At 65.3% G+C, this 18,405-nt stretch carries 24 protein-coding genes, 1 pseudogene and 2 other annotated features; of the genes and pseudogenes, 14 read left to right on the top strand and 11 right to left on the bottom strand.

Features of this window, described 5'->3' with window-relative positions; translation table 11 throughout:
• The first annotated feature begins 35 nt into the window (after positions 1 to 35).
• From ACNQVK_RS04535 to ACNQVK_RS04480, 12 genes are all read left to right on the top strand, one after another.
• Complete coding sequence (locus ACNQVK_RS04535; RefSeq protein WP_418028616.1) at positions 36 to 449, top strand: hypothetical protein; 414 nt, start codon at positions 36 to 38, stop codon at positions 447 to 449.
• Between the two features lie 51 nt (positions 450 to 500).
• Positions 501 to 1,762 (top strand): IS3 family transposase gene (locus ACNQVK_RS04530; RefSeq protein ID WP_109545117.1). Its coding sequence is split into 2 segments (ribosomal slippage): positions 501 to 810 and positions 810 to 1,762, totalling 1,263 coding nucleotides; the frame shifts between segments, so codons are not numbered across the junction.
• Positions 800 to 931 (top strand) — a sequence feature (AL1L pseudoknot). It overlaps the preceding gene by 132 nt.
• A gap of 91 nt (positions 1,763 to 1,853) precedes the next feature.
• Positions 1,854 to 2,444 (top strand): C40 family peptidase, encoded by a 591-nt coding sequence (locus ACNQVK_RS04525; RefSeq protein WP_418028615.1) that lies wholly within the window; start codon positions 1,854 to 1,856, stop codon positions 2,442 to 2,444.
• A gap of 51 nt (positions 2,445 to 2,495) precedes the next feature.
• The gene (locus tag ACNQVK_RS04520; RefSeq protein WP_418023023.1) at positions 2,496 to 2,651 is read left to right on the top strand and encodes a hypothetical protein; all 156 of its coding nucleotides are present in this window, start codon (positions 2,496 to 2,498) and stop codon (positions 2,649 to 2,651) included.
• A gap of 2 nt (positions 2,652 to 2,653) precedes the next feature.
• Positions 2,654 to 3,157: a hypothetical protein gene (locus tag ACNQVK_RS04515; RefSeq protein ID WP_418023022.1), complete on the top strand. Its 504-nt coding sequence runs from the start codon at positions 2,654 to 2,656 to the stop codon at positions 3,155 to 3,157.
• 76 nt (positions 3,158 to 3,233) lie between these two features.
• Positions 3,234 to 4,955 carry a DUF4226 domain-containing protein gene (locus tag ACNQVK_RS04510; RefSeq protein WP_418023021.1) on the top strand — a complete coding sequence of 574 codons (1,722 nt, stop codon included), beginning with the start codon at positions 3,234 to 3,236 and terminating at the stop codon, positions 4,953 to 4,955.
• 33 nt (positions 4,956 to 4,988) lie between these two features.
• On the top strand, positions 4,989 to 5,297 hold the full coding sequence (locus ACNQVK_RS04505) for a type VII secretion target (RefSeq protein ID WP_418023020.1): 309 nt from the start codon (positions 4,989 to 4,991) through the stop codon (positions 5,295 to 5,297).
• Positions 5,294 to 5,602: a hypothetical protein gene (locus tag ACNQVK_RS04500; RefSeq protein ID WP_418023019.1), complete on the top strand. Its 309-nt coding sequence runs from the start codon at positions 5,294 to 5,296 to the stop codon at positions 5,600 to 5,602. Before ACNQVK_RS04505 ends, ACNQVK_RS04500 begins: the two co-directional genes overlap by 4 nt.
• Positions 5,602 to 6,579, top strand: coding sequence for a PPE domain-containing protein (locus tag ACNQVK_RS04495; protein ID WP_418028614.1), 978 nt, complete (start codon positions 5,602 to 5,604; stop codon positions 6,577 to 6,579). Before ACNQVK_RS04500 ends, ACNQVK_RS04495 begins: the two co-directional genes overlap by 1 nt.
• A 20-nt stretch (positions 6,580 to 6,599) precedes the next feature.
• Positions 6,600 to 7,271: a hypothetical protein gene (locus ACNQVK_RS04490; RefSeq protein ID WP_418028613.1), complete on the top strand. Its 672-nt coding sequence runs from the start codon at positions 6,600 to 6,602 to the stop codon at positions 7,269 to 7,271.
• Positions 7,272 to 7,601: 330 nt separating this feature from the next.
• Complete coding sequence (locus ACNQVK_RS04485; protein WP_418028612.1) at positions 7,602 to 8,060, top strand: hypothetical protein; 459 nt, start codon at positions 7,602 to 7,604, stop codon at positions 8,058 to 8,060.
• Positions 8,061 to 8,402: 342 nt separating this feature from the next.
• Positions 8,403 to 8,648 carry a hypothetical protein gene (locus tag ACNQVK_RS04480; protein ID WP_418028611.1) on the top strand — a complete coding sequence of 82 codons (246 nt, stop codon included), beginning with the start codon at positions 8,403 to 8,405 and terminating at the stop codon, positions 8,646 to 8,648.
• Positions 8,649 to 8,750: 102 nt separating this feature from the next.
• On the opposite strand, the gene ACNQVK_RS04475 is transcribed toward ACNQVK_RS04480, so the two are convergent.
• The 11 genes and pseudogenes from ACNQVK_RS04475 to ACNQVK_RS04425 all read right to left on the bottom strand — a co-directional run.
• Positions 8,751 to 9,077 (bottom strand): hypothetical protein, encoded by a 327-nt coding sequence (locus ACNQVK_RS04475; RefSeq protein ID WP_418028610.1) that lies wholly within the window; start codon positions 9,075 to 9,077, stop codon positions 8,751 to 8,753.
• A complete protein-coding gene (locus tag ACNQVK_RS04470; RefSeq protein WP_418028609.1) occupies positions 9,074 to 9,499 on the bottom strand; it encodes a hypothetical protein in 426 nt (141 codons plus the stop codon). The genes ACNQVK_RS04475 and ACNQVK_RS04470 overlap by 4 nt, the downstream gene beginning before the upstream one ends.
• Positions 9,496 to 9,732 (bottom strand): hypothetical protein, encoded by a 237-nt coding sequence (locus ACNQVK_RS04465; protein WP_418028608.1) that lies wholly within the window; start codon positions 9,730 to 9,732, stop codon positions 9,496 to 9,498. Before ACNQVK_RS04465 ends, ACNQVK_RS04470 begins: the two co-directional genes overlap by 4 nt.
• A 21-nt stretch (positions 9,733 to 9,753) precedes the next feature.
• Positions 9,754 to 10,668, bottom strand: coding sequence for a phosphoadenosine phosphosulfate reductase family protein (locus ACNQVK_RS04460; RefSeq protein ID WP_418028607.1), 915 nt, complete (start codon positions 10,666 to 10,668; stop codon positions 9,754 to 9,756).
• A gap of 5 nt (positions 10,669 to 10,673) precedes the next feature.
• Positions 10,674 to 10,832 (bottom strand): hypothetical protein, encoded by a 159-nt coding sequence (locus tag ACNQVK_RS04455; RefSeq protein ID WP_418028606.1) that lies wholly within the window; start codon positions 10,830 to 10,832, stop codon positions 10,674 to 10,676.
• A 29-nt stretch (positions 10,833 to 10,861) separates the two neighbouring features.
• Positions 10,862 to 11,731, bottom strand: a complete 870-nt coding sequence (locus ACNQVK_RS04450; protein WP_418028605.1) for a hypothetical protein — start codon at positions 11,729 to 11,731, stop codon at positions 10,862 to 10,864.
• Entirely contained in the window at positions 11,728 to 11,979 is a 252-nt protein-coding gene (gene nrdH / locus ACNQVK_RS04445; RefSeq protein WP_418028604.1) for a glutaredoxin-like protein NrdH, read from the bottom strand. The genes ACNQVK_RS04450 and nrdH overlap by 4 nt, the downstream gene beginning before the upstream one ends.
• 248 nt (positions 11,980 to 12,227) lie before the next feature.
• Positions 12,228 to 13,016, bottom strand: a complete 789-nt coding sequence (locus ACNQVK_RS04440) for a hypothetical protein (RefSeq protein WP_418028603.1) — start codon at positions 13,014 to 13,016, stop codon at positions 12,228 to 12,230.
• A 12-nt stretch (positions 13,017 to 13,028) separates the two neighbouring features.
• Positions 13,029 to 13,502, bottom strand: coding sequence for a hypothetical protein (locus tag ACNQVK_RS04435; protein WP_418028602.1), 474 nt, complete (start codon positions 13,500 to 13,502; stop codon positions 13,029 to 13,031).
• A 36-nt stretch (positions 13,503 to 13,538) separates the two neighbouring features.
• Entirely contained in the window at positions 13,539 to 14,159 is a 621-nt protein-coding gene (locus tag ACNQVK_RS04430; RefSeq protein WP_418028601.1) for a hypothetical protein, read from the bottom strand.
• Between the two features lie 87 nt (positions 14,160 to 14,246).
• Positions 14,247 to 15,662 (bottom strand): annotated as a pseudogene (locus ACNQVK_RS04425) (DNA cytosine methyltransferase); the annotation flags it as partial.
• Positions 15,663 to 15,945: 283 nt separating this feature from the next.
• Here ACNQVK_RS04425 and ACNQVK_RS04420 point away from each other — a divergent pair.
• Positions 15,946 to 17,207, top strand: a protein-coding gene (locus ACNQVK_RS04420) for an IS3 family transposase (protein ID WP_109545117.1) whose coding sequence is annotated in 2 segments (ribosomal slippage) — positions 15,946 to 16,255 and positions 16,255 to 17,207 — 1,263 coding nt in all. Because the reading frame shifts where the segments join, the coding sequence is not laid out codon by codon here.
• Positions 16,245 to 16,376 (top strand) — a sequence feature (AL1L pseudoknot). It overlaps the preceding gene by 132 nt.
• Entirely contained in the window at positions 17,167 to 18,366 is a 1,200-nt protein-coding gene (locus ACNQVK_RS04415; protein ID WP_418028600.1) for a tyrosine-type recombinase/integrase, read from the top strand. Before ACNQVK_RS04420 ends, ACNQVK_RS04415 begins: the two co-directional genes overlap by 41 nt.
• Positions 18,367 to 18,405: the final 39 nt, after the last annotated feature.

The raw sequence follows: 18,405 nt of genomic DNA, 5'->3' as shown, positions 1-18,405 counted from the left end.
TGGGGGGGTTGCTGGGGTGGGTTTAGGTTCGGGTGGTGACGTTGGATTTGGTGGTGGCCAGAGTGGCCGAGGCGTTGGGCCGCGGGCACTCGTTGTTCGCAGCAGCACCGCTGGACGCTGGGGCCGGATTGGCCGGGTCCTCCCAAACATTGTCGACGTTGTCGAACAGGATCGCCGCCTCCCCGGCGTCACTGGGTAGCCAGGGCCAGTTCGCCAACGCCTACGGCGATGTAGCCCAACAGGTTTCAGCACGCCTGTCAGGAACCGCAGGCATGGACGCCAAACTCTCGGGATTGGTCAGCGACGCCGCCAACGCCGATGCCGCCGGCCGCAACCAAAGCGGCCAGGTGGTCAACGCAGCCGCCAGCGACACTGCCCGCACCGCCCCCTTCACCAACACCCCAGCCGGGGACCGAGCGCTGCTGATGGCCCTGCGCGACCGTGTCTGAACCGCCCTGGAAATCCCGGAGGCTCCTGACCTTGGAAACGAGGATGCAGGTATGCCGAAGGAACAGTCTGCTGGGAAGCCCACGACGCGTCGCTACAGCTTGGAGGAGAAGGCCGCGGCGGTGCGGATGGTCCGGACCCTGAGAGCCGAGTTGGGTGCCGAGCAGGGCACGGTGTCGCGGGTGGCCCGCCAGCTCGGCTACGGGGTGGAGTCGGTGCGGTCCTGGGTCCGCCAAGCCGACATCGATGACGGATACGCTCCGGGAGTGTCCAGCGCGGAGTCGGCACGGATCAAAGAGCTTGAGCAGGAGAATCGAGAACTCAAGCGTGCCAACGAGATACTGAAACGCGCGGCCAGTTTTTTCGGGGCGGAGCTCGACCGCCAACACAAGAAATAGTCGACTTCATCGACGCCCAGCGCGAGGAGTTCGGGGTCGAGCCCGTCATCACCGTCCTGCGATCAGCAGGGGTGGTGATGGCCCCGAGCACCTACTACGACACCAAGACCCGGCCTGTGTCGGCACGCGCGCAGCGTGACGCCGAGCTTGGTCCGGCCCTGATGGCGCTCTGGGAGGACAACTACCGCGTCTACGGGGCCCGCAAGCTCTGGAGAGCTGCTCGCCGCGAGGGCTACGACGTCGGCCGCGATCAGGTGGCCCGCCTGATGCGCAGCCTCGGGATCGAAGGGGTCCGGCGCGGCAAACGGGTCAAGACCACCAAACCGGACGCCGCCGCTGCGCGTCACCCGGATCTGGTGAAGCGCACGTTCACCGCTACCGCGCCGAACCAACTGTGGGTGACGGATCTGACATTCGTGCCGACGTGGGCCGGGGTGGCGTATGTGTGTTTCATCGTCGATGCCTACTCGCGGATGATCGTCGGCTGGCGGGTCGCCTCGCACATGCGCACCACGATGGTCCTCGACGCATTGGAGATGGCCCGCTGGTCACGCGGAAACATGTTGGTGGGCTTGCGATGTCACTCCGATGCCGGGTCGCAGTTCACATCGATCCGCTACGGCGAACGCCTCGCTGAGATCGGTGCGGTCCCCTCGATCGGATCGATCGGGGACAGCTTCGACAACGCCTTGGCGGAGACGGTGAACGGCTACTACAAGGCCGAGCTGATCTACGGTCCCGCCCGCAGCGGGCCATGGAAGACCGTCGAGGACGTCGAGTTGGCCACCCTCGGGTGGGTGCACTGGCACAACACCAGCCGGCTGCACGGCTACCTCAACGACGTTCCACCCGCCGAGTATGAGGCGGCGTTCTACGATGCCCAACGGACCGCCCAACCCCTGGTCGGAATCCAATAGCCCGAGCCTCCGGCAGAACCAGGGCGGTTCAGTCAACGAGCAACGCCAAGTCATCGGGGCCTACAAAGCCCGCGATGCCAAACTGGCCGCAATGGTGCGCCAGCTGGGCTACCAACAGCGTGCCGCCGGCCGCGGCGGCGGTGGTTTCCCCGCAGCGATGTCGGGCTTGGGCGGGATGCGCCCACCCACCAGCGGCGGCGGGGGATCTGGCCTTGGCGGCTTCTCCCTACCCAACTTCGCCGGACTCGCCAAAACATCACCCGGCGCACACAACAGCGGCGCTGCGAGCCCTCTCGACGGCAGGTTGGTGGCTGATCCTCACTCGGGTTTGGGTGGGACGGCCGCCGAGGCTGCTTTGGGCAAGCGTGGCACGGCCTATGTGTGGGGTGCGAAAGGTCCTCGCAACTTCGATTGCTCCGGGCTCACGCAGTGGGCGTGGAAACAGGTCGGGGTCCAGCTGGGACCCGACACCTATTCGCAGATGAAGCAGGGGGTGCAGGTGCCGCCCGGGCAGGTTCGGGCGGGGGATTTGATCTTCCCCAATTACTCACGCGATGGGAGGGGCTTTGGTCATGTCATGTTGGCGATCAGCCCGACCCAAGTTGTGCACGCGCCCCAGACGGGCGATGTCGTGAAGGTCTCGCCGATGCCGTCGGGCTTCATGGCCAGACGGCCCCAGTAGCAGGGAGTTTGAAGGTGCGGTGCGAACTGTACGCAACGTTAGGGTTGATGGGTGGCTTCTGAGATGGCACGTGAAATGGCTGAGCGACTGTTGGCGGCGTTGCGCCGCGCGGAGCAGCTGTACTCCGCCGAGCCCGGGGCGACCGGTGATGTGCCCGGCGCCCCGTCCGGCCCGGCGAGGCCGCGAGGCGCCGAGGACGGTGGGTAGTGGTGACGGCACTGGATGTGGGTTATCGGCTGGTTGATGCGCTGAACCGGGCCGAGCAGCTGTTCGGCGAGCCGGCGGCGGTGCCGGCCCCGGTGGCCCATGTGGAACCTAAGGATCCGCCGCGTGCACCGGACGCTGATAAGCAGTGGGGGCCCCAAGGTGAGCCGCAGCCTTTCGCGTGTCTTCTCGGCTCCAAAGACGACGACGTGGCTGCTGTGTGTGGTCCTGTTGCACCGCAACGAATTTGGTACATCGACAATGGCAACCTCGTTGAGCGCGTCGAGGATGGTGGCCAGCACAAGGAGACCGTTTTCTCGCCCGGCGACGTCGAAGGTGACAACAACGTGTGGCTGACCGGCCCGCCCAACCCAAACGACGTGCAAGGGCACCCTGACAGTGACTTCTGGTATCCGCTGCCGGATGGCTCGATCGGGATTTCGCGGTGGGTGGGCGGACGCCATTTGTACGACACGAAACACACGATCGGCCCGTACTGGGGTGATTGACCGATGAATGTCTTTGGAGACGCAGTGTTTTCAGTAGATGACCGCGCCGTGGCGTGCGGCGACGGGACGAGGTGACATGGCTTCCTACGACGATCTGCGCAATGTTCTGGATCACATCAAAGATGGGACCGGGGATGAGAACGCGTGGAAGCAGGGGTTGACTCCCCAGCAGATCCGAGACGTCAATGGCTGGCTGGCCAGCGACGGCGCGGGCTCCAAGGGCTTCAAGGATCCTGAGACGGGAGTCATCTATGACGACCGTTCGCACTACAACTCGGCGCAGAATCCGGCGGTGCCCGATGCTGATCTGGACCGGATCCGCAACGTCCACTCGAGCCTGTTCGATCCGTCAACGCGGGCTCCGATCACCCCGGCCAGCCCGGCGCCGGCGAATGCTCCTGGGGCCCCGGCTAACCCGGTGGGCAGCACTGATCCGAAACTCGATGACCCAACCGGTGTTCCGAACCCACATCCGATGCCGGCAGGGGAGGGCATCTCCACCGAGGAGGAAAGCAGCGGGCGAGCGTCCGAGGCGATCAAGAAGGTCAAAAAAGAGCTCGATGACCGCCAGTCCAATGTGCGCGAGGCTGATGCGAAGCTGGCCGAGGTCATGTTGTCGGCCAACGCGGCCGACGAGGCTGGCCGAGCGGGTCTACAGAAGATTCAGAAAGACATCGTCGCCGCGCTCAACGATCCGAAGTACAACCTGGACACCCAGGACGGTGAACTGCAGTTTCTGAAGTTTTTGAAGGAGAAGGCAGAAGACGCGCAAAAGCTGGTCGACGACGGCAAGGTTGCCGCCGCCGATGGCCAGAAGATGGCTTTGGCCCTCGCTGATTTCTACAAGCAAGGGTCCAGGGGCGGGAACTCCGGGGATCCACAGAATCCGGGCGCACCCGGCGCCACCCCGGATGCGCCTGGGGGCGGAGACCCTGGCGCGTACCCCACCGACCCGGGGCTGCTCGGTCCCTCGCCGGCATTGCCTGATCCGACACTGAGTGATCTGTCTATGCCGCCGGATATCGGCCCGGGATTAAGTGACGCGATCCAGGGTGTAGCGCCGTTATTGTCGGGTATGGGCAATCCGCTGGGAGGTGGTTTCGGCGGGGGTGGCCTTGACCTGGGGGCCGTCACCAAGCCGATCGGTGACGCGATTTCGGCCGCGGCCGATCATGCCAAGCCTGAGGAACCCAAGCCTGACGACAAGCCCGAAGAGCCTCAGCCTGGGAAGGACGACAAGGACAAGCCGGGCGAGAAGCCAGAACCGGAGCCCAAAGACCCGCCGAAGCCCGACCAGCCAGCACCGCCAGCAACACCTGGTGCTGTTCCCGATCCAGCTCTGGCTCCTGGGCCACCCGCTCCGCCATCGCTGGGGATCGACCTCAAGGACGGCGCTCACATCACCGCCGCCGATCAGAGCCGATACGGTGCGACGAACTCGATGCTGCAAGGCACCCCGTACGGCGAAGCGCTGCGGCTCAACGGCCTTTCAGCTCCGCCACCGGGCACAACCCTCACCAACTACTTGGCCCCCAATCAGCTCCAGCCAGCCGATTTCGCCATGTATCGGGACAAGCTGGTGGGTGTGTTGGGGCCGGACAAGTGGGTGGGCGCCGGCGGGGATCCCCAGCCGATGAACACTCTTCCCCAAGACGGGTTCCTGGGCTATGGACGGCCGACCGCGGCGGGCGGCACCGTGGCCGCTCCGGCAGCGCCCGAGGCTGCGCCGCCGCCTCCTGCGCCGGCGGCACATCAGCAGGTTCCGCCGCCGGGACCACCGCCGCCGGCCGCCAAATAGCAGCATCCAACCAACACACAAGGAGATCCGGGGATGTCAGATTCGCTGAAAGTCGACTACGAGCAGCTCAAACGTACCGCCGCCGAGCTCAAGCAGGATGTGGAACAGGCTCACAGCGCGCTGTCTGTGGACGAGCAGCTAGAGGTCGCGCGCCAAGCGCACGGCCCCATCTTCGCGCGCACGAAGGAGGCGTTGGGAGTCGTGCTGGCTGCCCGCCGCGCGGACCTCGAAGATCAGATCGCGTTCGGCACCGAGAAGGCCGATGAGATCGCCCGGTGGGGGAGCAACTTCGAAGCCGGTGAGCAGGAGCGGGCGCAGCGGCAAGGTTCTGTGGGGCTGTGACGAACGACGACGAGGGTGCCGTGTTCGAGCAATGGTGCCCGGACGGCACGGTCTACACCCGGGTATCGGCAGAAGGCCCGACGCTGGGCATTCAGTTGGAACCCACCATTGCCCGGCTGAGCGGTTCGGCGATCGCCGCGCGCATCATCGCCTGCAACGATGTCGCTTACCTGCGAGGCAGGTTGGAGATGCGCAAGGAGTTCGAACGCGATCCTGGCCGCTACAGCCTCGACGGCCTGGAAATGCAGGATGATCTGAACGCCGCTTACCAACGACTCCAACGTTTCGACCCTGAAGCTGATTGATGAAAGCTGACCCTGCTGGTTTGGCCGCTCTGGCCACCAAACTGTCAACGACGGCAGCCACCGCGTCTGCCGCGATCCCTGCGGGCATGCCGCATCCTCCGCTGGCCCCCGACGCTGTGTCGACCGGGGCTGCGCTGCGCCTGAGCGCCGCTGCCGAAGTGCTGTCGGGCAACGCCGGAACTCACGTGATGGACCTGACCGAGCTCGCGACGCGCCTGTCAACCATCGCGGCGCTGTTCGGGGCAACCGAGGCGCAGCGGGCGGTTGCGCAGTCGACGTTGACAGCGAGCCCGACCCGGGGCGACAGCCAGCAGCTACCGCCGCCGTTGGTGCGGCCCCCCGTAACGCCTGATGTTCGGCCACCGCTACCGCCGGTGCCGCCGGGGCCCGGGGAGGTGACCGCCACTCAGTTTGCCGCTGGCTCCTCCGAGAGCGGCATGGGATTCGCGCAGGGCTGGTCGACGGCCGGTTCGGCGCTGCGGCAGGCCGCCAGCGATCTTCTCACTGCGGCTTCCTGGCTTCCTGAGGTGTGGCGCTCGACGGCCCCTGGCGCGGCCCTGGCGTCAGTTTTCACCACGCGAGCAGACACGTTCACCAAGCTCGCGGATCAGGCTGACCACTTGCAGACGCAAAGTGCTTCCTACGCACAGCATTTCGATAATGCCAAGCAGGCCGCCCCGACCCCGGCGGAGTTCGCCACCAACCGGCAGAACCTGCAGACCGCCCAACTCAACAACACCCGCACGGGCGGAATGTGGTCAAGTACAGTGGCCAAGCTGGCAGCCGAGCGCGGCCAGCTTGAACAGCGTGCCGCCGCCGCGCACAACACGTACTACACCAACGCCGCGCAGGGCACCGAGCCGTTCGCGGGCGCCGGAGACAACCCTGATCCTCAGTCCGGTTCCCCAGGGGAGCCGGCGCGGTCGGGGACGGCGGCCTGCCCGAAGACATCAACAGCGGCGAAATCGACCCGGTGACCGGTCTGCCCAAGGACGCTATGGCGGCTGAGGGTGACCCAGGCCTGGGCGATCCGGCTCTGGCGCAGATGATTCCGATGCTGCTGTCCACCTTGGTGGGCGGGGCTGGCGGGGTGCTGGGCAGCCTGGTGCAACCAGTGACGTCGCTTCCCCAGCAACTGCTTTCTGCTGGCAGCAGTGCACTGGGCGGCGTGACGCAGGCCGCTAACTCTGCGTCAAAGGACTTCAACGCACCCGAGATCCCCGACATAAACCCTGAGCCGCTGCCCGACCTGGGCGGCCTCGGAGGTGGTGGTGGCGGGGGTGACACTGCGCCGGCGGCGGGCCTGGACGCCTTGCCTCCGGTGGCGGGCGCAGGGTCATTCTCTGGGCCGCCGGCGCCGACCGCTGTGGCGGGCGCGGTTCCCACGACGGGCACCAGCGGGGCCCCGGGCGGGACGGGTGGACCGATGGGGCCGATGATGCCGCCGATGGGTGGTGCGCCTGGTGGTGGCGGGGCTGGCGGTGACAAGGACAAGAAGCAGCCGACGAAGGTCCAGCCTCGCGACCTGCCGAATACCGAACCGGTCAGCGGCGAGATCGAAGAGCGCGATGTGCAGGTCGCCGGTGGCGGTACTGACCGCGTCCCTGTGCCTGCACCGGCCGAACGCCGGCGCAGCGAGACCTACCGGATCACCGAACCCGAAAGGTAGTGCACGACATTGAATCAGCCGTCAACCAGTCATCCTGAACAGCCAGAACGCAGGCCAAGTGCGCAAGAGGTGTGTGGTGCGAAGCTGAGGGCAAAAGGGGAAGGGCAGGTCAACGGCCTGGTGGTGGGAAACGGGAGGTGAAAGTGAAAGTGGAGGGCAGGGGGTAGGCGAAGGCCAAAGGGCGACGAAAATTGGTCACGAGCAAACGACTGCTTGAAGGGTGAAGGGCGATGCGAAGAGGGATTGGAAGCCGCGCCGAGGAGTGGTGGGCCGGCGGCCGCACGCAAGAACGGGGAAAAGCGTGCATGGGTGGCCTTACCATCGGGCGCCATGGACAAGACCACGAGCCGCAAGGAAGCGCGTCGGCGCCTCATGGAGCGGCAGCAGAGCGTCGCTGAGGCGCGAGAAGCGCGCGAGCGAGCCAACATTGGCGACTTGACGGAGTTCACGGTGCGCACCGCGCAGGTGGACGAAGTCGATGCCTGGTTGGCCGATCGAATCGAAAAGCTCAAGGGTGAGGCCGAGCGCAAGCGTCAGACGCACCGCACGGCGGCCGGGAAAGCGTTGCACGCGATGCGTCTTCGCGGTGAGACGTTGGCCAGCATCAGCACGGCGACCGGGTACAGCGTGTCGCGGCTGCGCGAATACCTGAAGTACGCCACCGAATCTGCGGCGAGCGCGGCAGCCGAAGAATCGAGCACCGGGGGTCAGGTCGTCCCGCTGCCCAACCGGACGCCAGTCGGCGCGGACGGGACGCCATCAGGCGATGCTGTCGTGGGCGCCCAGTAGCGCGGAGGATTGAAGGTGTTGGGCAACGGTAGAATTCAGGCGGCGCCGCACCCTCGGCGGCGTTCGCAACCGCTACCGTTGCGCGTCGACCCGGTCGAGCATGCCGACGAGATCGCACGGTTTCGGAATCGGATCGTTGCGGGCCCACTCGAGAGCGACTGCTGGGTTTGGGCAGGTGCGCTGAGCGACGACGGCTACGGCGTCTTCCGGATCAGGCGCGACGGTGTACGTCGCGTCGTACGGAGCTCGCGGTACGCCCTGGCACTGTCACTGGGCGGGAAGGTTTTGGAACCAACGCTTTTCGCGTTGCACACCTGTGACAACCCAGTGTGTGCGCGAACTGTGCCACTGATCGATGTGGAGCGTGGCGTCGCCGAGCACGTCGTCGGTGGCAGCCAGCGGGACAACATGGAGCGCATGGTGCGCATGCGCCGTGGCGGCGGCAGGCCGGCGATCGTCGCCCGCGGAGCGGGCGTAGCGGCGCGGTCCGAGCGCTCCCGGGCAATCCGTGCGGCCGTCGCCGACGGTTGGGACGCAGACCGTGTGAGTGCCGCGCTGCTGGGCACAAAGCAACCGACGCTGTGGTGAACGTACACATCAAGAGAACACAACTGTCGACGACGATGAGGCCGGGCAGCTGCCACTATGTGGCTGGTGCCCGGCCTCATCGTTTTGTTTCGTGCTGTGCGGCTACAGGTTTGGATTGGGGCCGTCGCCGTCGTGGGTCTGGTAGTGCGCCTCGGCGAGTTGACCGAGCACCCAAGTCGTCGGCTCATCGCCGGAGGTGACGTCGACGTAGCCGTGGAGCCAGCCATCGACGATGTACTCCCGCCGTATCCAGGTCGCGAAGTCCTCAGGCGCAATGCGCTGCAAGGTGTTGGCAGCGCGGTCCAAGACGGCACGGCTGGTGCCGTTGCGTTCGGCATTGGCGTAATGACCTTCGACGCTGTTGCCGGCGTGACGGTCGGCCAGGAGCTGGTGGGCCAGCTCGAAGATGTAGGGGCGGTTGTAGCTCATGGCAGGACCTTTCTGGCGTCGGTGAGTAGCTGGTTGGCTTGGTCGCAGATGTTGGTCAGGTACAGCCACAGCGCGTCGCGTGGCTCATCGGCGGGGTCAGGGTAGGTCAGGTGGGTCCAGCCGGTGGTGAGTCCGGGTCGGTCCGGGTTGCTGCGTGGGCGCACGATCAGGACGTAGCCGGGTCCGGGTGGGTCGTCGGCGGCGATGAGTTGCAGCTCGACACGGCGGTCACCGACGATGGGGCCGATGGCGGCGGCTTCCTCGACGAGATCGCCGAGCAGCGCCGCCTGTCCGGGTTGCTCGCGTCTGGGCAGTTGGTTTTCGAGGGTGTCGGCTTTGAGGTCGATCCAGTCGTCGAAGGTGGCGCTGTCTACACGGAAAGGGGCCAGCGGCGGCGTTGTGGTGACACCAGGGGCGCTCATGCGGCCGTCGCCTCCTGGTCCGCGAGCTCGATGGTGGCGGTCGTCACGACGCGCCGTTGTGCGAGGCACAGCAGGTCGTAGCTCCGGTGCGTGGCGGTGATCTGGTTGGGTATCGGGTCGCAGTCTTGAGCGCTCAGGTAGTCCGCGAGCGCGGTGGCGGCGGTGTCGGGGTCTGGGTGAATGCTCAAGACTGCGGGCCGGTGGGCGGCCTGGTCGATCGTCAGTCGGTACATGGCGTGGTTCCTTCCGGTCGTTCAGGCGATGTCGGCCAGGTCGAGCAGCGCGAGCTGGGGTTGCAGTCCGCGTGCCTCGGCGATGATGTCGGCCATCGAGAGGTCGGCGCGGAACTTATGGCCGGCGGCTGCCTCGACGGCGGCGTACTGGTCGGCCAGGGCTGGGTTCAGGCGTGCGGAGCACACGAGGTCTGCGCGGGAAGCGAGCACGCAGAATCTGCACGAGAGGCGAGTCATGCCTGCGGCGTAGGCGGGGTGTGGTCGTGTGCCGGCGGTCGTGATGCGGTCCCATACGTCGGCGACGCTGTAGTGGTGGATGGGGTGCCAGTCATCGACGTGGCGACGGCCGTTGGATGCGGACGGGTTGGCGGCGTACGGGGCGCGGCGGGCGCGCGCGGTGCTTTCCTCGCTGCGCAACCCCATGACGTTGAGCAGGCGCACGGGGCGGCCAGTGACGCGGCCGCTGTCACGCAGTTCGGCAACTAGCTTGGTCATCACCGTGCGGATGGGGCCGCGCTTGTGGTCGGAGGTGCACCAGCGGCGGGCCGCGTCGGGCCACATGCCGCGCTGGGCGACGCGCTCAAGGATGGTCTCGGTGTGCCCGTCGGCGGCGGTGCGGCCGGTCAGCTCGAAGCGCAGACCGTAGTGCGCGGCGTGTTCGGCAGCGAGTTCGGGCACGCCATCCCATTCGGCGTCGCCCAAGTCGGCATGCACGACCACGATTCGCTCGAGTACGCCTGCGGAGCGGGCGTACTCGACAACGACGTCGAGGGCGGCTTGCGAGTCCTTCCCTGCGCTGGAGTTGACGAGGATCACGTCGTAGTCGGGCAGGTTGGGCGTGGGCGCGTTGGTGACGGTCGCGGCCCGCGCGGTGTCGGTCGGCGTGGTGCCGGGTTCGTCGGCGGTGCAGCTGAATGACAGGTGGGCGGTGGTCATCGTGGTCACCGCCGGGCCAGGTTGCTGGAGCTGGTCTTGGTGGGGTTGCCGTCGTCTTTTCCGTCGGCGCGCAGCATGGTCACCATGTGGCCTTCGGTCGCGGTGACCTGGTACACGACGCGGCCACCTCGGTAGGTGACGTGTTGGCCGACGTGAAATGACATGGTGATCGCTTCCTGTGGAGTGCGGGTGGTCAGGCGGGCTGGTGGGGTTCCGGTGCGGCGGTGTTGGGCGGCGTGGACCCGTCGGGGGTGGGTTCGTCGAGGATGGCCAGGACGGCGGCGGATGCGGCTTTGAGGTCGCTGGCGCTGTCCGGCTGGCCCCACTGGGCGGCCAAGGCGCGGAAGCGCTGCAGCGTGGCCATGAGGTGCTCGGCTGCGCGGTTCTGGTCGGACCGCATGAAGGACATGCGTATGCCAACGGTGATCAGTTGTGCCCGTGCAGCTTCCAGTGCGGTGGCCAGGTCGCGATGCAGGGAATCGGTGCAGACGAACTTGTCTCGTGCGCGAGCAATCAGGTCGCTGGCGTCGGGCATCTCGTCGCCGGGCACCGTGGCGAGTGGCCAGTCGAGCAGGTCGGCGAGCAGGTCTTCGCGCCCGTGGCTGCGCAAATGGTCGGCAAGCGCCACCACGGAGTGATCGGAGGGATCCGGTGCGAATGACACGGTGGGGTGATTGTCCGCCCCAGATCCGTTGACGTTGACGTGCCGCCCGTTCGGAATGCAGTGCGCGATGTTGTAGAAAGACTCTGAGGGCGTCGTTCCGGACCACTGCCCCTTGCGGCCGCCAGCGCTCAAGATGTGCTGCTCGGCGTCGTCAAGCGCGGCACGCTTGTCTGAACTCCCATGTACTTCATAGCTTTTGAGGGGCACTAGGGTGACGCCCGTGTGGGTGTAGCACCGCTGCATCAGCATCCAGTCGTGATCACCCCGGTACACGAACTCGTGGGTCGTCAGGGTGGTTCGTATGGGTCGACCCGGGTGCAGCATTGGCGCACTGAATGCGGTGGCATCTGACTGACGCAGCCCGGTCTGGCTCCTGTCGCCACTGACTTGCGCGTTCATGCGGGCACCGCCATGCCCTGATTGGTGATCGCCTTGATCCGGTCGGGGCGGAAGCCTGACCAGTGCTCCTCGCCGGCCACCACGACAGGGGCCTGCAGGTAACCGAGTCCCAGCACGTACTCGCGAGCTTCGTCATCGACGCTGATGTCGACCTTCTCGTAGGAGATGCCCGCCTTGTCGAGCGCCTTGTAGGTGGCGTTGCATTGCACGCAAGCCGGCTTGGTGTAGACAGTGATTGTGCCGTTCATGATCATCTCCTAATTGGCTTAGCAAACTGTTTCGCTGTGCCTCAATTGTATCGTATATACGCAGGTCAAGCACCATTAGAGAGATATTCTTAGAGTATTTTAAGCAAGTCTTTCCTATGTGTTTGCTTTTGAATATAGGCCCGCGAATCGGCCATTTTGCATTTACTAGTTGGGCGACTTTTCCTTTTCCTTGCCATCTCGGAACTGGCGCAGATGCCAACCGCGGCTCGCTTCGGGGTACCGGAGTGCTAAGACAGGTCGTCGAACAGCGACAGCTGGCGGCTCGGCCGAACTGCAAGAACCCGACTGCGCCAGTTGAGCGCATATTCAAGGCAATTCGCGCACGATGAGTGGGTGTGGCCGGGGAGGGGCGGTTCCCTGCGGGCCTGGTACGACCACGCGAGTGAGTCGGATGTGTAGATCTTGCGGCCGTAGAGCCTGAGGCCACCTGCTTTGACACCGAATGCGTGCAAGGGCATGTCCGGGTCGCGGCGCAAGATGGTGGAAATAACGGCGTCGATTTGCGAACTGGCCTGCCGACGGCACACGGAACCGACCCCGACTATTGGATAGTTTGTTAAGTCGACGCCGTATTGTTCGTATATATCGAGGCACCTCAAATAATCCTCTGGCAACCATCCTTGAATTACTGGCATGTACGGATTGTCGTAGTCCCTGCCGGTCCAGAGTGCCTGGAGCTCGACAAAGTTTTCGACGGTGCGCCGCTGGTGCTCCTGGACTGTGAGACCGGTCTTGGCCAGCATCTCGGGCTCGCACATGAGGTCAAGCGGCGAAACCCATGACAGTGAACCGATTTCGTCGTCATATCGGCGAACAGCTCGGTTGTACTCGCGCACTGTCAGTCGCCATTCGCCATAGAGCGACAGTTCGGAGAATGCCCCCGAGTCCAGTGCCCATTCGGCGGCGGCGCGGGGCAGGGTCTTGCGGCCGGCCAACCGGCGGTGCGAAATGAACAGGGGCACACCAGCTGTTGCGAGCCAGTTGGGCATGTGCGAGCCGAGGTAGAAAGTGTGCATCGTCAGGTCCTGTTAGTAGTGCTCGATACCCAGGCGGACGGTGTGGGTGCCGTCAAGGGCGAACTGGTGGTGCTCGTGGCGGCGGTAGCCGGACAGCGCGAGGCCGATCAGGTCGGGCAGCTGCTCGGCGGCGGCGGTGTGATGGGTGACGCTGGCCAGTCGGGTGCACGAGTCGACGTCGGGAATCGCGGAAAAGATGGACCCTTCGCAGAGCGTCGCGGCGAGGTCCACGGGGGCGCTGGCCGGGTCGGGCGGGTAGATGGACACCTGCCAGCCGACGTAGTAGCCGTCGGCTTCCTTGGCCAGGCGCCGGGGCCGCGGTGTGACGTCGCAGTCGGCGTCGGTGATCCAGAGGAATGACCCGTCGTCGAGCCTCGTTTCGAAAATCATGATGTTGCCGCCGGAGTTGAATATCTCTGGCGTGAAGCCGAATCGGCGCTGGGCCTCGGTAAGGATGTCGTCGTAGCCGTGCTCGTAGATGCCCATCGGTCGGTGGCTCCTTCTGGCGGTGTGGAGGGGTTGTCAGGTCAGCAGATCGCCGGTGATCGCAAAGCGTGCGTGGGCGTCCGGCACGAACTGGGCGACCAGCTCGTCGGCGATGTCGATCAGTTCGCGGCGCTTCTCTTCGATTTCGGCGATTTCACGGGTGGACAGCAGGTCCTTGCTCGACAGGTCGTAGAGCCGGTCGCGGACCGGAAACCAGTCAGTCAGCAGGCTTTTGACCGCGTCGGTGAGTACCGGGGCGGTCGCGGCCCGGAGGACAGGTGCCCGGCGGTGGCCGGCGCTGGTGGCAACGGCCTGCTCGGCGGCGCGACGGACGCGGGCTACGTGTTGGCGGGCCTGCGCGTCGGCGATGCAGTCGGCGCGCACGAGGGCGTAGTAGCGAGCCCAAGCAGCTTCGTCATCGACCTGCCAGCTGTCGGCGAACACGTCGTCCACGTCGCGGTAGCAGTTGCGGCAGACGATGCTCGGGGTGCCGTCGGCGATGGAGCCTTTACCTGACGCGCCGCAGCAGGCGGTGAGGTAGTAGAACCGGCCGTCGCAGTGGGCCAGCGTGATCGGGACAGTGGTGAGGATCGCCTGGCCGTGCTCGTCGGTGGTGAAGGCTGGAGTGAAGGCTGGAGTGGAAGCTTTGGTGGACACGGTGATTGGTCCTTTCGTGATAGTGAGTGGCTGAGGGTTGCGCCGGGGATGGGGGAGGCTGGGTCACCCCACCCCCGGGAAGCTGTGTCAAGCGGCGACGGTCTCGCGATGCAGGGCGGCGCGCAGGCGGCTGGCGATCCATTCGCCGACCTGGGGGGAGACGGCGTTGCCGTAGCCGTCGACCTGGTTGCGGGCCGATCCCCAAACCACGAAGGTGCCCTTGTAGTCGTTGAAGTCGACGTCGAACCCGCATCCTCGGCCGATTTCGTGGGGCGCCATCATCCGGAAGTAGCAGTCTTCAAGCGGCAGGTCGGCGAGCATGGCGCGCCATTCGGCGGTCATCAGGGCGGTGGTGTCGGCGGCGGTGATGGTTCCCATCGGGTCCGTCACGGGGTGCGGGGCCGTCTCGTTGCCGGTGCTGCCGTTCTGCTTGAACCAGCCGCCGAACAGTACGCCCTGGGTGACGGCCGACCCGACGACCGTGCCTAGCGGCTCGTCGAGCGGGTAGCTGCGGTACTTGGCCTCCTCGATGGAGCCGTTGCACTGGATGCGGCCCGCTGCGGTGAGCAGCCCGGGAATCTGGTCGGACGTCACGGTGGGCATCGCCTCGGCCTGGGTGGTCGGAACAGTGTTCTGACGGAAGGGAACTACACCGGCTGACAGCAGCGACAGTGTCTCCGAGCCGCCCTGCGTAGGCAGTGCCTCATCCGTGCCGCGAGGTGCTCCCTGAAAGTTGTTGACCGCCAGTAGAACGGCCTTCTCGTGTGTCGAGGTGACGGTGTCCATCGGCTGGGTGATGTGCTTGCCGTCGCCGTTGTGGCGGTGGGCGACCAGGACCTGACCCGTCACCGCAACCGAAGGGGTCAGCAGGCCGGTCGCGTTCGTTGCGGTCTGCGCCCACAGCGGCTCGCTGAGGTCGCGGCTGCGGCAGGTGGAACCGGGCCGTTCGAAGGTGTGTCCGGCTGCGGCGACCAGGGCTCCGGTCGACAGGATCGAGGTTTCCTGCTGGCTGGTCTGGGTGGCCATCGGCTGCCACGGGTGGCGCTCGGTGCCGTGCAAGGCCTTGGCCGGCATCAACACGGCGGGGAACTCGGCGAACCGTTGGCGGCAACGCTCGGCCCGGGCCAGGGTGGCCCGCGCCAGCGGCGAGCGGTATTCCTCGCCGGTCTTCTTGTCCTTGATGGTCTTGAGCGGCATGTCGCCAATGCGCTGGCCGAGGTTGGTCAGGTCCATCGCCGCCAGGGACGGCGTCACACGAGGGACCACAACTTTCCTGCAGGAGGGGCAGCGGTATTCGTACTGCTTGCCGTAGCGCACCGACCCGGTGGGGGGCACGCCGGTCTTCCAGGTCCACACGGCCTCGACGAGCTTGTCGCAGAAGCTGCACGTGGTCAGGGGGCGGTGGTCCAGGTCAGGGGCCGGAATCTTCTTGTCCCAGAACGCGATGTACAGGCGGTCGCGGGACTGGGGGACTCCGAAGAACATGCTGTTGAGGTAGAGAAGTATTGACCGGACTAAGTGACGACACGCCAGGTGCGGTCACCCTGATGCATCTGGTGTGCGGGTAGGACTGCACCATCCGATACGTGAGGACGGGTGGGACCTGATGTTCGATGACCTGGAACGTGACATCACGACGATTCGGCTCTCCAAATGGGGCAGTGTGAGTGAGTCGCATGGCCCAAGCGTTTGGCTCGTGTATGACGACGCTGAAAAGCCGGTATCAGCGATTTGAACCGCCCTGGAAATCCCGGAGGCTCCTGACCTTGGAAACGAGGATGCAGGTATGCCGAAGGAACAGTCTGCTGGGAAGCCCACGACGCGTCGCTACAGCTTGGAGGAGAAGGCCGCGGCGGTGCGGATGGTCCGGACCCTGAGAGCCGAGTTGGGTGCCGAGCAGGGCACGGTGTCGCGGGTGGCCCGCCAGCTCGGCTACGGGGTGGAGTCGGTGCGGTCCTGGGTCCGCCAAGCCGACATCGATGACGGATACGCTCCGGGAGTGTCCAGCGCGGAGTCGGCACGGATCAAAGAGCTTGAGCAGGAGAATCGAGAACTCAAGCGTGCCAACGAGATACTGAAACGCGCGGCCAGTTTTTTCGGGGCGGAGCTCGACCGCCAACACAAGAAATAGTCGACTTCATCGACGCCCAGCGCGAGGAGTTCGGGGTCGAGCCCGTCATCACCGTCCTGCGATCAGCAGGGGTGGTGATGGCCCCGAGCACCTACTACGACACCAAGACCCGGCCTGTGTCGGCACGCGCGCAGCGTGACGCCGAGCTTGGTCCGGCCCTGATGGCGCTCTGGGAGGACAACTACCGCGTCTACGGGGCCCGCAAGCTCTGGAGAGCTGCTCGCCGCGAGGGCTACGACGTCGGCCGCGATCAGGTGGCCCGCCTGATGCGCAGCCTCGGGATCGAAGGGGTCCGGCGCGGCAAACGGGTCAAGACCACCAAACCGGACGCCGCCGCTGCGCGTCACCCGGATCTGGTGAAGCGCACGTTCACCGCTACCGCGCCGAACCAACTGTGGGTGACGGATCTGACATTCGTGCCGACGTGGGCCGGGGTGGCGTATGTGTGTTTCATCGTCGATGCCTACTCGCGGATGATCGTCGGCTGGCGGGTCGCCTCGCACATGCGCACCACGATGGTCCTCGACGCATTGGAGATGGCCCGCTGGTCACGCGGAAACATGTTGGTGGGCTTGCGATGTCACTCCGATGCCGGGTCGCAGTTCACATCGATCCGCTACGGCGAACGCCTCGCTGAGATCGGTGCGGTCCCCTCGATCGGATCGATCGGGGACAGCTTCGACAACGCCTTGGCGGAGACGGTGAACGGCTACTACAAGGCCGAGCTGATCTACGGTCCCGCCCGCAGCGGGCCATGGAAGACCGTCGAGGACGTCGAGTTGGCCACCCTCGGGTGGGTGCACTGGCACAACACCAGCCGGCTGCACGGCTACCTCAACGACGTTCCACCCGCCGAGTATGAGGCGGCGTTCTACGATGCCCAACGGACCGCCCAACCCCTGGTCGGAATCCAATAGCCCGAGCCTCCGGCAGAACCAGGGCGGTTCAATTCGCGAGTTCCTGATTGACTTTGTCGCACAAGGCAATAGCTCTAGTTCCGTGCGTAGCTATGCGTATGCGTTGCTTCGTTGGTGGCGATGGTTGCGCGCAATCGGAGTTGAGTGGAACAAGGCGACACCAGCCGAAGGCCGCGATCTCGTCCTGTGGCTGTTGGCTGCCGAAAAGGAACGTAACCATCGACGGACGAAATCCGCGTCGACTGCGGGGACAATTAATCCCGTCACGCGCAAGCGGTATCTCGACGACAACTACGCGGCACGTACAATTAGGCACTCGAATGCGGTCATTCGAGCCTTCTATCAGTACTGGATCGATGATCGCCAGCAAGGCCCGTTGGTGAATCCGATTCCTTTGGATCGGGGACGTGGCCGTCCCTATGCGCATCACAACCCACTCGATCCGCATCGGCCAGAGGGCCGTCTGCGCTACAACCCCAAACTTCCGAAACAGCTCCCACGGGAGATACCGGACGAGCGGTGGCGGGAGTTGTTCGGGGCGTTGGGGTCTGATCGTGATCGCGCGCTTCTCTCGCTGGTTGTCAGCAATGGTGCACGATCCGAGGAGGTCCTCATGCTACGGATGGTGGACCTGGATTGGGGAGATCAGCTGATCCGGGTTGTTCGAAAGGGGACGCGAGCTGAACAATGGCTCCCAGCTAGCCCGGAGTCGTTTGTGTGGCTGCGCATCTACGTGGCCGGACTCGGTCAGCAGCCGGCACCAAACGAACGGTTGTGGCAGACACGTCGCCGGAGGGACCGAGGAGATGGACTGCGTCAGCAGCCGTTGACCTATGACGCGTTGCGGAAGGTCCTCACGCGGGCAAACGACAAGCTCGGCACGAATTGGACGATGCACGATCTACGACACACAGCTGCGATGCGGATGATCCGCGACGAGAACCTGTCCGCCCGCGACGTCCAGACGGTGCTCGGCCACGCCCATTTGTCCACTACCGCCAATATCTACCTGATTGAAGATGAGGCCAACGTGATTCAGAGAGTTCGACAGCATTACGCCGAGCGTGAACGCGATGTTCCCTTAGCGCCGGTGGCTGACCTGGCCGAGGGCTACGACGCCGCGGACATGGGCGTCTTGTTCGGAGATACCTGGACATGACCGAACTAGCCGCGGATAACGACGATTTGAGAACTGTTC

Source organism: Mycobacterium sp. 134, assembly GCF_048282715.1.
GTDB lineage: Bacteria > Actinomycetota > Actinomycetes > Mycobacteriales > Mycobacteriaceae > Mycobacterium > Mycobacterium septicum.
This window is presented reverse-complemented; position numbering and strand designations above follow the sequence as displayed.

What these genes read in the sequence shown, in the direction of transcription:
- ACNQVK_RS04525 (WP_418028615.1), top strand. Translation starts at nt 1,854, where the DNA reads ATGGTGCGCCAGCTGGGCTACCAACAGCGTGCCGCCGGCCGCGGCGGC.
- ACNQVK_RS04510 (WP_418023021.1), top strand. Translation starts at nt 3,234, where the DNA reads ATGGCTTCCTACGACGATCTGCGCAATGTTCTGGATCACATCAAAGAT.
- ACNQVK_RS04505 (WP_418023020.1), top strand. Translation starts at nt 4,989, where the DNA reads ATGTCAGATTCGCTGAAAGTCGACTACGAGCAGCTCAAACGTACCGCC.
- ACNQVK_RS04495 (WP_418028614.1), top strand. Translation starts at nt 5,602, where the DNA reads ATGAAAGCTGACCCTGCTGGTTTGGCCGCTCTGGCCACCAAACTGTCA.
- ACNQVK_RS04490 (WP_418028613.1), top strand. Translation starts at nt 6,600, where the DNA reads ATGGCGGCTGAGGGTGACCCAGGCCTGGGCGATCCGGCTCTGGCGCAG.
- ACNQVK_RS04485 (WP_418028612.1), top strand. Translation starts at nt 7,602, where the DNA reads ATGGACAAGACCACGAGCCGCAAGGAAGCGCGTCGGCGCCTCATGGAG.
- ACNQVK_RS04475 (WP_418028610.1), bottom strand. Translation starts at nt 9,077, where the DNA reads ATGAGCTACAACCGCCCCTACATCTTCGAGCTGGCCCACCAGCTCCTG.
- ACNQVK_RS04470 (WP_418028609.1), bottom strand. Translation starts at nt 9,499, where the DNA reads ATGAGCGCCCCTGGTGTCACCACAACGCCGCCGCTGGCCCCTTTCCGT.
- ACNQVK_RS04465 (WP_418028608.1), bottom strand. Translation starts at nt 9,732, where the DNA reads ATGTACCGACTGACGATCGACCAGGCCGCCCACCGGCCCGCAGTCTTG.
- ACNQVK_RS04460 (WP_418028607.1), bottom strand. Translation starts at nt 10,668, where the DNA reads ATGACCACCGCCCACCTGTCATTCAGCTGCACCGCCGACGAACCCGGC.
- ACNQVK_RS04455 (WP_418028606.1), bottom strand. Translation starts at nt 10,832, where the DNA reads ATGTCATTTCACGTCGGCCAACACGTCACCTACCGAGGTGGCCGCGTC.
- ACNQVK_RS04450 (WP_418028605.1), bottom strand. Translation starts at nt 11,731, where the DNA reads ATGAACGCGCAAGTCAGTGGCGACAGGAGCCAGACCGGGCTGCGTCAG.
- nrdH (WP_418028604.1), bottom strand. Translation starts at nt 11,979, where the DNA reads ATGAACGGCACAATCACTGTCTACACCAAGCCGGCTTGCGTGCAATGC.
- ACNQVK_RS04440 (WP_418028603.1), bottom strand. Translation starts at nt 13,016, where the DNA reads ATGCACACTTTCTACCTCGGCTCGCACATGCCCAACTGGCTCGCAACA.
- ACNQVK_RS04435 (WP_418028602.1), bottom strand. Translation starts at nt 13,502, where the DNA reads ATGGGCATCTACGAGCACGGCTACGACGACATCCTTACCGAGGCCCAG.
- ACNQVK_RS04415 (WP_418028600.1), top strand. Translation starts at nt 17,167, where the DNA reads ATGCCCAACGGACCGCCCAACCCCTGGTCGGAATCCAATAGCCCGAGC.